Raw genomic sequence first — 11,104 nt, 5'->3', positions numbered from 1 at the left:
TTCGCAGCCTGCGGCAGCGGCTACAAAAAAATCCCCCTGTCCAACCGCCTGCGGATAGGGGACGCAGGCGCCTGGAAGGGGGTTGAAAGGACTCGCTGATAACGGCGCTCTGCCTTTGCTCGCAGCTTGCCGCTTGAAGCCTGTCGCTGTTACTGGGCGATGGTCTTCACCGAGACGCCACGTTCCACCGGGGTGGAGCGGCCGTAGATATCTTCAAACCGCTCGATATCGTCTTCGCCCAGGTAGCTGCCCGATTGCACTTCGATGATCTCCAGCGGGATCTTGCCCGGGTTGCGCAGGCGGTGCACCGAGGCAATCGGGATGTAGGTGGACTGGTTCTCGGTGAGCAGGAACACGTTCTCGTCACAGGTGACTTCGGCGGTGCCGCTGACCACGATCCAGTGTTCGGCGCGGTGGTGGTGCATCTGCAGGGACAGGCAGGCCCCCGGCTTGACCGAGATGTGCTTGACCTGGAAACGCCCGCCCATGTCCACCGAGTCGTAGGAGCCCCACGGGCGGTAGACCTCGCAGTGGTTCTGGGTTTCGCTGCGGCCCTGTTCGTTGAGGGTGTTGACCATCTGTTTCACCCCTTGGACCTTGTCCTTGTGGGCGATCATCATGGCGTCCTTGGTTTCCACCACGACGATGTTTTCAAGGCCGATCACCGACACCAGCTTGCCGTTGCCGTGGATCATGCAGTTGCGGCTGTCCTGGATCACCACATCGCCTTTGCTGACGTTGCCGTTGGCGTCTTTTTCATGCACGTCCCACAGCGACGACCAGCAGCCGACATCGCTCCAGCCAGCGGTCAGGGGGACCACGCAGGCGCGCTGGGTCTTCTCCATCACCGCGTAGTCGATGGAGTTGTCCGGGCAGCAGGCGAAGGTGGCTTCGTCGATGGTCACGGTGTCCGGGTCCTGCTGGCTGCGCTCCAGGGTCAAGAGGCAGGTGTCGTAGATGTCCGGGTCGTGTTTCTTCAGCTCTTCGAGGAAGCGGCTGGCGCGGAACAGGAACATGCCGCTGTTCCAGAAATAGCCGCCGGCCTCGACGAATTCGGTGGCGCGCTTGACGTCGGGTTTCTCGACGAAGTGCGAGACCCGGCTCACGCCTTCCGGCAGCAGCGCGTCGTTGCTGGACTTGATGTAGCCGTAGCCGGTTTCCGGCTTGGTCGCCGGGACCCCGAACAGCACCATTTCGCCACGCTCGGCGGCCACGGTGGCCAGGGCCAGGGCGCGTTGCAGGGCTTTCTGGTCTTCCAGCACGTGGTCCGCCGGCAGTACCAGCATCAGCTCGTCGCGGCCTTCGTTGACCAGCATCATCGCGGTCAGGGCTACGGCCGGGGCGGTGTTGCGGCCGAAGGGCTCCATGAGGATGCGTTGGGATTCGAGCTTACGGGCCGCCAGTTGCTCGTTGACGATAAAGCGGTGGTCCTTGTTGCAGACCACGATGGGGGTATCCATGCCTTCGAACACCAGCCGCTCCAGGGTCTGCTGGAACAAAGTGTGTTCGCCGGTCAGGGCGAGGAACTGCTTGGGGAATTGCTTGCGCGAAAGCGGCCAAAGACGTGAGCCGCTACCACCTGACAAGATCACCGGAATCATGTTGTTACTCCTTCAAACATCGTATGGGTTAGAGCTACTGCGTTCTGTCGTTTCACTCTTGTTTTTGTTGCGTGCCCGGATGCGCTGCCCACCTTCTGTAGGAGCCGGCTTGCCGGCGAAGGGGCCCGTGAGGACGCCTTCGCTGGCAAGCCAGCTCCTACACAGGGGGACGGGCAAGGCATCCGGAAATTCATTAGCGGGTGGAAACCGGGCGCTTGACCCAGACCGGCGACAGGCTGCTGCCGTTGCCGGTGACGTAGAGCACCGCTGCTTCGCCGCGCTCCAGGGCCACGGGCTTGAGGTCGCTGACCTTTTTCTCGCCGTCATACAGGGCGAAGCTGACCTTCACCGGGTTGATTTCGCGCTCGCCGCGGCCCTTGGCGGCCACGGCCTTGACCACATCGGTCTTGCCGTCGGCGGTCTTCAGGGTCAGGGCCTGGTCGCTGAGGTTCTGCACCCGCACCAGGGATTTCTGCTTGTTCTTGAACGGCGGTTCTTCGATCAGCTGCGGCTGGCCGCTGGCGTTGTTGACCAGGGTGTAATAGTGATCGGCGGCCAGTTTCACCGGCACGCTCTGGCTGCCCACCTTGGCGGTGTAGTCGCCGCCGGGCATGAAGCTGAAGTCGCTGCTGGCCAGGGGCGCGACGTCGTTGACGTTGGTGCTGCCCACCGTGGCGCTGACTTCGCTGTTGCTGGCGTTGTACAGGCGCACGAAGGTCGAGCCCTTGGGCGCGGTGGGGCCGTACAGGGCGGCATCGCCACCGGCGAACGCAGACAGGGACAGGACGCTCATGCCGGCAGCCAGTGTGATTGCTTGGGCGAGACGACGAGGAGTAGTAGTGAAAGTCATGAGTGTTACCTCTTTTTCAGTTTTGCGCCCGTTCGGGCGTCTCGGATTTGGCGTTAACAGCTAGGTTCTGTTGGCGTGCACCGGCTTGCTTGAGTTCTGCGACCCACTGAGGGTCGGCGTCGCCGATTTCGTTGTTCACAGGCAGATAGCGTTCAGGGAATTCCCAGATCAGCACCTGGGGCGGGTTGTTCTTGAAGTCGTCGCTTTTCAGGTAGCTGAGCATCGGCAGGATCGGGCCGTGGCCGTCTTCGGCGTAGCTCAGCACGTCGCTGTGCAGGGCCTGTTTCAGGGCGCCGACGAAGTTCCAGCTGGGGTTGGCGCTGTAGCTGGTGCCCACCAGGGTCACTGGCACTTCGCGGTCGGCGAATAGCGCGTCGTCGGCGGCCGGCTGTTCCTCGCTGGCCCGGGTCACGCGCTTTTGCAGCGGCTCTTCGGCCGGCATCAGGTTTTCGAACAGCGGGTCCAGGGGCAGGAAGCGGCGCAGGTCGCCCTTGTGTTCCACGGTCTCTTCGGTCTCGGTGACGAAGCGTTGTGGCTGACCGCTGAGCGGGGTCTTGGCGGCGATGGTCAGGGCCAGTTGCCGGGCGACGATCTCGGCGCCGGCGGGGGTCCAGTGGGTGTCGGTGCGCAGGAACACTTGCTGGCCCTGTTGCTTGGCCTGTTGCAGGGGGCCAAGCAGGTCGGGGGCAAGGATCTTGTCGGCAGCGACCCGGGCGTGGAAGTCCTGGTAGAGGTTGGCGTGGATGCGCGCCGGGCGCACTTCGTCTATGTGTTCCGGGTACAGGCGCACCTTGGCCGGAACGATCGCCATCACCAGTTTTACCCCGTGCTCCTTGAGGGTCTGGCGCACGCCTTCCACCAGGGCGTAGTTGCCCTGCAGGTTGAGCTCCTCGTTGACCACGGGGTTGAACTCTTCATCGCTGTACAGCCACTGGTCACGGCCCAGCACCACCCCCGGGCGCCCTTCGTTGAACAGCTTGAAGTCCAGGGCGGCCCAGAGGTTGGTGCCCAGGCGCTTGATCGGGAACTGGTCGTCGTAGTGGGTTTCCACCGCCTTGGCCCAGCGCCCGTTGAGCACGGTGGCGTCGTTGTTGGTACTGAAACCGAAGAAGCTGCGCGCCGACCACAACCCCAGCACCAGCAGGGTCAGCAGGAACAGGGCGATGTAGAACACACGTAATGAGCGGGTCATGGGCAGATCCCTCAGAACTGGAAGTAAAGGAACGGCGAGAAGCTTTGCGCCGAGAGTTTGAGAATCGAGGCAATGAACAGCAGCAGCACCAGGGCGCGCATGGCGTAGCGCGACCAGTCGGCAGTCCAGTAGGCCGGCTGCACCTGGGCCTCGGTGCCGACGATGTAGCCCGGCTGGTGAATGCTGCCGGGGTTGTCCCCGGGGACCGCCTTGATCAGGCCGGGCTGGGCGCTGGTCGGGCCGTCGTCGGCGGTAGTGACCTCGGGCTTGGCCTTGACCGGCGCCGGGTTGCGGTACAGGTCACGCAGGCCGAAGAACGCCAGGGTGGCGTAGGCCAGGATCAGGGTCGCCACTTGCAGGCCGGTGAGGCTGGCGCGGTTGAGTTCCGACAGCGACCAGTCGCCAAAGCTGAACATCGCGCCGTACATCCGGCCTGCTACGTGCAGGTTCTCGGCGCGGAAGATCACCCAGCCCATCACCACCAGCAGGAAGGTCAGGGCCCAGCGCACCGGGTTCAGGCTACGCGGCGTGGTGTTGATGCCCAGGGCCTTTTCGATGGCCAGCCACATGCCGTGCCAGGCGCCCCAGACGATGTAGGTGAAGTTGGCGCCGTGCCACAGGCCGCCCAGGAGCATGGTCAGGAACAGGTTGCGGTAGGTGACCAGGGTGCCTTTGCGGTTGCCGCCCAGGGTGATGTACAGGTAGTCGCGCAGCCAGGTAGAGAGGCTGATGTGCCAGCGCCGCCAGAACTCGGTGATCGACTGGCTGATGTAGGGCTGCTTGAAGTTTTCCATGAAGCGAAAACCCATCATCAAGCCCAGGCCGATGGCCATGTCGCTGTAGCCGGAGAAGTCGAAGTACAGCTGCGCGGTGTAGGCCAGGGCGCCGAGCCAGGCATCGCCCGTGGTGGGGTTGTGCAGGGCGAAGCAATGGTCGGCGACCACCGCCAGGGTGTCGGCGATGAACACTTTCTTGATGAAGCCCTGCATGAACCGCGTGCAGCCTTCGGAGAACTTGTCCAGGGTGTGGGTGCGGTTGTTGAACTGGTCCGCCAGGTCACGAAAGCGCAGCACGGGGCCGGCGATCAGGTGCGGGAAGATCGCCACGAACGCCGCGAAGTCGATCAGGTTGCGGGTGGCCGGGGTGTCGCCGCGGTAGACGTCGATGATGTAGCTGATGGACTCGAAGATGTAGAACGAGATGCCGATCGGCAGCAGCACGTGGGTCAGGATGAACGGCTCAAGCCCCATGGAGGTCATGATGGCGTTGATGCTGTCGACGCCGAAGTTGGCGTACTTGAAGTAGCCGAGGATGCACAGGTCCACCGCCACCCCCAGCAGCAGCCAGCGCTGGGCGGGTTTGGTCCTGACACCGGCGGCGCCGACTTTCAGGCCGATCCAGTAGTTCCACAGGGTGACCCCGGCGAACAGCGCCAGGAAGTCCACGCGCCACCAGGCATAGAACACATAGCTGGCGATCAGCAGCAGCAAGTTGCGATAGCGTTGCCCGCTCAAGTAGTACAAGCCGAGAAAGATCGGCAGGAACAGGAACAGGAACACATTGGATGAGAAAACCATCCCGATCTCTCCATGTTTAACCAATAGTCAGAGGCCGGAGCCCCCCCAAACCCCCCCGTGAAAAACCGGGGAAGCGGTACTGCGTGCAGCGCGCCCCCTGTAGGAGCCGGCTTGCCGGCGAAGGCGCTCTTGAGGGCCTCTTCGCTGGCAAGCCAGCTCCTACAGGGGGACGTTCCAACGATTCGAATCAGGAGCCCTTTTCATGGGCCGGGTCGTAGACCTTGGTCAGGTCGCCACCCAGGCGGAAAGTCTTGAACGGCTGCATCTTGTGCTTGCGCTCCAATGTTTCCGGAGCGCAGGTGTAGAGGCTGCAGTAGGGTTCCAGCCAGGCGAATTTCGAGTCGACCTTGAGGTCGGTCATGTCCTGCTGCTTGCCGTTCTTCTTTTCGAAGGTGTCCGGGTCCTTGACCCCGGCCAGCACCCGCTCGCCCAGGCGCTTGAGTGCTTCGTGGTTTTCCTGGCGCAGGTCGACGCCGTTGACCTGGGCGAAGCTGGCGATCATTGCCAGCGGCGGCAGGGCGTAGTTGTGGTAGGCCAGGGCCCGCTGCTGGCGCTTGAGTTCGTTGGGCAAGAAGCCGTCGGCATCGACCTGGTTGGCGCCGACCTTGTATTCCTTGACCGCCCAGTCGAACAGGTCGCGGCGGTTGGTGGCCACGGCGGTGGCCATCACCGACCAGGCGGCCCAGTAGGAGTGGTTGTTGGTCTTGTCCAGGGGCAGGTTGTCCCAGTCGCTGACCACCTGGTCGGCCATCTTGCTGAACCAGGCCTCGATCTTCTGTGCCTGTTCCTGGTGGGTGGCCAGGGGGTGGGAGTCGGAGAACTTCAGCCGCAGGTAGGCCGAGGCCATGCTGCCCAGGGCCCATTTGCGCATGGACTTGCCGGTGTGGTTGAAGTCCTTGGACATCAGCGCATCGGCCTGGGCCCAGGCGCTGAGCCAGGCGAGGGTGCAGTCCAGCTGTTCAGGGCGGCCGTCGCGCATGAACTGCATGACCCGCTTGCTGGTACCGCGCTCGATCTTGGTGATGTCCGCGGTGGTGTCACGAAAGGCCTGTTCGGACTGCACGTTGAGGGTCGCCCGGGCCTTGTCCGAGCCTTCGTACTTGCTGCGAAACTGCAGGGCGCCGGTGTAGGGCGCCGGCATGGCGTCGCAGCCCTCGCTGTTGTCGCCGCTCTTGAACTTGTCCACCGGGGCGTAATAGCCCTGGGGCGGGCGCAGCGGCGCGGCGGCCTGGGCGCTGCCGGTGACGATGGCCAGCCCCAGCAGGCTGGGTATCAACAAGCGTTTCAAGTCTGTGCTTTGCATAGGTAACCTCATTGCCCGATCTGCGCGGTGCGTTGCTCGGCGCTCGGGAATACGTTGCGTTTGCAAATTTTCGCTTCGACCTTCTGCCCCGCAGTGCCCGCTTCCGGGCCCTGGATCTCGACCGCCAGCAGGTTCTGCGAGGCCCAGTCTTCGTCGGTGCGCAGTTCGAAGGCGAAGCGCCCGTCGGTGTCGGACGTTTCCGGTTTTTCGATCTTGATGTCCTCGTGGCGCCCGTTCATGTACCAGAGGGTGGCTTGCAGGGTTTTCACCGAGGTGTCGGCGAAGCGGATGTCGACCTGATGACCGCTGTTGCGCAGGTCCATGTTCTTGCTGTTGACCAGCAATTCGTTCTTGCCGGGCTTGAGGGTGGTGCTGCCGGTCATCTGCGCGTCCTTGCCCTCGCAGCCGTTGTCCAGCAGGGCCATCATCTGCCGGTAGATGGTTTCCTGGTCCAGGCGGTACAGCGGCGAGAATTCCCAGATGAGGATCTTCGGCGGGCTCTTCTGGAACTCGTCGCTGCCCAGGTACTGCAGCATCGAGCCTTCCAGGCCGCCGCCGGGGAAGGCGACGTTGAGGATGTCGGCACCGATGGCCTCTTCCAGGAAGCCGGCGAAGTTGTAGTTCTTGCCACTGTGGCTGGTGCCCACGAGGGTGATCTGCGGGTTGCCGGAGTCGCCGAACAGGTCGCCGTCGCCAGCCTCGCCCTTGGGCTCGGTGGTGAACTGGTCCATGTACTGGATGGCGTAGCTGGTGCCGCACAACTGGCCGGCCATGTTGTGCAGGGTGCCGGTCTTGCCCATGCGCCCGGACTTGTGGGTTTCGAATTCACGCCGTGGAATGTCGGCAAAGGCCGGCAACTGCTTGACCTTGTCGGCGACGATCTTCGCCGTGCGCTGGGCGCCATAAGGGGTCCAGTGCTGGTCGCCGCGGAAGTAGAAGTCGTGGGCCGGCAGGGTATCGGGCAGTTGTTCGTTGGTCAGCGGCGAGAGGTCCGGCACCACGTAGCCCATCTGCGCGAAGCGCCCGAGCATGGCCTTGTAGTTGCTCAGCGCCTTGTCATAGTCGAAACGGGCTTTCTCCGCCGGGTTGAGCTTGTTGCGGTTCACCAGGCCGCGGGTCGGCTGATAGACCACCACCAGTTCCACGCCCTTGCTCTTGAAGGCTTCGTGCAACTGCTTGAGGCGGCGGTAGCCTTCGGGAGTGGTGTTGAACTCGGTGCGCAAATCTTCCTGGGTACGGAACAACCAGTCGCCCTGGGCTTGCACCAGGGTGGTGAAGTTCTGCTGGTAGCGGGTCACGTAGTTCTTTGCGTCGTGGGCGGCCGGGCACAGGTTGCAGCACGGCTCGGCCTTGAAGTTCGGCGCGGCGCTCGTGGCGCTGGTTTCGTCGGCACGGGCGCCGGCGCTGGCGGCGAGAATCCCCGCGGTCAGGGCCGACAGGCCCAGGAGTTTGATCCAGTGTGGGTGCATGAAAGTCATCCTCAATCCCGCAATTCGGTCTGGCGTTCGACGGGGTCGATCAACACGGCTTTCTGCTGGCGCACCAGCAGGTCGAGAATTTCATCCTGGCGCTCGCCCAGGACCCCGGAGAAGCTGATGCCGCTGCTTTTGGTCGGCGCCAGCATGGAGACCCGGTACAGCTCCACGCTCAAGGGGGAGTCGATGGACATCGGCCCGCTGCCGTTGGCGGCCAGCTCGCCGCCGACCACGATCAGCGAGACCTGGGCGTCGAACGGGTCGAGCTTGATGTCGCGGTCGGTGTCGGAAAGGTCCTTGATGTGGCCGTAGACCCCGGTCAGGCCGTTGGCCATGGCGATGTTTTCGTACAGGCGGATGTTCACGCTGTTGCGAATGCGGATGCCGTGGCGGCGGTTGCTGATCACCTTGTTGCCGTAGATCAGGTTGTCGGCACTCTCGTAGAGGGTGATGCCGTCGGTGTGGTTGCGGTAGATCTCGTTGTAGGCGATCAGGTTGTTGACGCTGTTACGGTCGATCACCAGCCCGGAGAGGTGGTTGTCGTAGCTGCGGTTGTTGAAGATGAAGCTGTCGTTCACTTCCCGGGAAATGATGATGCCGTGCTTCTTCTTGGTGCCGTGGACGGTGTTGTCGGCAATGATCAGGCCATGGGAGCGGTCGTGGGGGTCGATGCCGTAGACGATGTTGTCCTTGTAGGTGTTGCCCTTGAGCACGAAGTCCCGGGTCTCGTAGCAGTAGAAGCCGTACCACATGTCCGAGAACGTCGAGCCGACGATCCAGCCGGTGGGCTCGGGGCGCTTGAGCACCTTGGCCATGTTCGGCGTGTACTGGGAAATACTCACCCCGTAGGACTTGGAGTTGGCGTAGCCGAAGCTGGCCATCGTGCTGTTGACGATGTAAGTCTCGGTGCCGCCCCAGGCCAGCAGGAACGGGCGGAATTCCTTGGGCGAGCGGAAGGTCGCCGGGCCGTTGTCCTTCTCGCGCCAGCCCGTGACCTTGGTGTCACGCACGAACAGCTGGCCATCGTTGACCAGGAACGAGCCGCCTTCCTGGGACAGGCGCAGCTCCTGGGTCTGTTTGTCGATTTCCAGGATGCCGTGGCGGCCGACGACGATGGGCAGGCGGGCCAGGTAGACCCCGGGTGCGGTTTCGCTGATGTACTGCTTGGGCAGCTTGCCCACCAGTTCCTTGAGGTTGACGTAGCCGTCGTCGATGAAGATCGCCTGGGGTATGCCGTGCTGGCGCACCACCCATTCGGCCATCTTGTTGTCACCGCCGATAAAGTCCTTCAGGGCGTCTTCCTGCATCATCCGGCGCACGCTGATCTTGCCCGGCTTGCTGCGCACGATCTTCGCCGCGGCCGCCTCGGCGGTGTAGCCGGAGAGGTCGGGCAGGGTCGGCTTGGCCAGGGCCAGGGGCTCGATGGGAGCACTGCTGACGGTGTAGGTCTTGGCCTGTTGCAGCTCCTTGGCGATGATCGGCGCCTTGGCCGTCTCGGCAGTGGCGAAGGCGCTGCTGCTGGCCAGCAGCAGGGCGCCGGCCAGGAGGCTCAGGGAGCCTCTGGACAACGGGCTCTGGAGAGTTTGATTAGGCATGTCGGGCACTCCTTTAGCGGCTTGCATCAGAAGCGCCAGATCACGTCGATAAAGGCGCGGTGCATGTAGGAGTCGACCTCTTTGCCGTAGGCGTCGCCGGGCTTGAACACGCCACCGCGCAAACGCACCAGGGCCGAAGGTTCATCGATCGACTGGCTCAGGGCCGCGGGCAACAGGCCTTGCTTGAAGTACTTGGTGACCACCAGGTCCATCTCCTGGCCGAGGTCCTTCTTGCCATCCATGAGCGGCAGCGAGGTGCTGCTGAGCAGGGCGCCGGTGGTGTCGTCGTAGTTGTTGTCCACTGCGTTGATGCCGTTGCTGCCCACCGGTTTGTTGCCGTCCACACGCCAGAACTTGTGGTAGACCAGGCTGGCGTCGTAGTCCTCGCGCAGTTGCCAGGAACCGAACAGGGTGGCGCTCTGGGTGTTGTTCATTTCGCCCCGGAAGGCTTCGCCGAAGCGGTGCACCCGGGAGCGAGTACCGGTGTAGTTGGAGCGGTTGCTTTGCAGGCCGTTCTGTTCGTACTCGGCGCTGGCCCGGGCATAGGCCGCGCCCACTTGCCAGTTCGGGTCAAGGCGCAGGCGCACGCCCAGGTCGGTGGCCCAGCCGTTGAGGTTGTCCCCGCGCTTGGCTTGGGTCGGGCGGCTGCCATCGGCGTTCAGCGGGTTGACCGTATCGCGGTCGCCGCGCATGCCGGTGAGGCTGGCCCAGTAGTTGACGGTATTGGTGTTACGCCAGTTAAAGGCGTCGCTGTTGGCTTCCAGGCCGAGCCAGGTCAGGTCGCCGTTTTCCTTCTTGTCCAGCGGGTCGCTGGCCACGCCGGGCTGGGCATAGTCGAGCTTGCCGTCGTCGTGGGTATGGTGGGCGCGGATGCCCACCCACTGGCCGGGCGTCCACTGGTAGGCGGCGTCGGCGTACAGGTGCAGGCGGTCCTTGTCCTTGGGCGCCAGCTCCTTGAGGTCGGTGCGGTATTCACTGAAGCGCTCGGCGGCCCCCAGGTTGGCCCGCAGCAGGGTGGTGTCGAAGGTCCAGTTCAGCGCCTCGATGTTGGTGTCGCGCCATTGCCCGTCATCGTTGCGCAGGCGCTGGCGGCCGAACTTCAACTGCTCGCCGGGGTAGGCGGTGAAGCCGCTGTAGCCGACCCAGAACTCGCGCATGGCCAGGTAGTTCTTCTTGGTCTTGCGGTCATCGTTGCTGGACTGCTGGCTGGCGTTGTCGCCGGACTGTTGCAGGGTGTCGGTTTCGATCACGTCGCTTGCGGTCACTGCCTGGCCCATGGCGTAGGCGCTCCAGTTGCCGCTTTCGCCATAGACCCAGGGCCGCAGGTCGAGGCCGATGCCGTTGACGTCGCCACCGCCCTGGGTGCCCAGGTCGCGATCGTCCTCGGACTGGCCGGTGATCTTCACTTCCAGGCCGAAGTTCTTGGTGTCGGTGATGGCCGCCAGGGTCGGGTTGGACCAGATCATGGCAAAACCCAGGGCCATGCCCAGTTTCGACAGGCACAAGCGCTT

Annotated in this window: 8 protein-coding genes; all 8 read right to left on the bottom strand. The window is 63.5% G+C overall.

The features are described 5' to 3' along the window. Positions 1 to 149: 149 nt before the first annotated feature. Complete coding sequence (locus F6S12_RS26715; protein ID WP_041116060.1) at positions 150 to 1,601, bottom strand: mannose-1-phosphate guanylyltransferase/mannose-6-phosphate isomerase; 1,452 nt, start codon at positions 1,599 to 1,601, stop codon at positions 150 to 152. Positions 1,602 to 1,794: 193 nt separating this feature from the next. Next, on the bottom strand, positions 1,795 to 2,451 hold the full coding sequence (locus F6S12_RS26710) for an alginate O-acetyltransferase AlgF (RefSeq protein ID WP_041116061.1): 657 nt from the start codon (positions 2,449 to 2,451) through the stop codon (positions 1,795 to 1,797). 16 nt (positions 2,452 to 2,467) lie between these two features. Continuing rightward, positions 2,468 to 3,643 (bottom strand): alginate O-acetyltransferase, encoded by a 1,176-nt coding sequence (locus tag F6S12_RS26705; protein ID WP_315869497.1) that lies wholly within the window; start codon positions 3,641 to 3,643, stop codon positions 2,468 to 2,470. 11 nt (positions 3,644 to 3,654) lie between these two features. After that, entirely contained in the window at positions 3,655 to 5,220 is a 1,566-nt protein-coding gene (locus tag F6S12_RS26700) for an MBOAT family protein (RefSeq protein WP_315869496.1), read from the bottom strand. 187 nt (positions 5,221 to 5,407) lie between these two features. After that, on the bottom strand, positions 5,408 to 6,523 hold the full coding sequence (locus F6S12_RS26695; RefSeq protein ID WP_011059370.1) for a mannuronate-specific alginate lyase: 1,116 nt from the start codon (positions 6,521 to 6,523) through the stop codon (positions 5,408 to 5,410). An 8-nt stretch (positions 6,524 to 6,531) separates the two neighbouring features. Further along, entirely contained in the window at positions 6,532 to 7,992 is a 1,461-nt protein-coding gene (locus F6S12_RS26690) for an alginate O-acetyltransferase (protein WP_011059371.1), read from the bottom strand. 11 nt (positions 7,993 to 8,003) lie between these two features. Continuing rightward, positions 8,004 to 9,593, bottom strand: coding sequence for a mannuronan 5-epimerase AlgG (gene algG, locus F6S12_RS26685; RefSeq protein ID WP_315869495.1), 1,590 nt, complete (start codon positions 9,591 to 9,593; stop codon positions 8,004 to 8,006). Positions 9,594 to 9,619: 26 nt separating this feature from the next. Next, positions 9,620 to 11,077, bottom strand: a complete 1,458-nt coding sequence (locus tag F6S12_RS26680; RefSeq protein WP_315869498.1) for an alginate export family protein — start codon at positions 11,075 to 11,077, stop codon at positions 9,620 to 9,622. Positions 11,078 to 11,104: the final 27 nt, after the last annotated feature.

The sequence above is a fragment of the Pseudomonas sp. JV245A genome, from assembly GCF_032424515.1.
Lineage (GTDB): Bacteria > Pseudomonadota > Gammaproteobacteria > Pseudomonadales > Pseudomonadaceae > Aquipseudomonas > Aquipseudomonas protegens.
The sequence above is the reverse complement of the archived record's forward strand: the minus strand, read 5'-3'. Positions and strand labels throughout refer to the sequence as shown.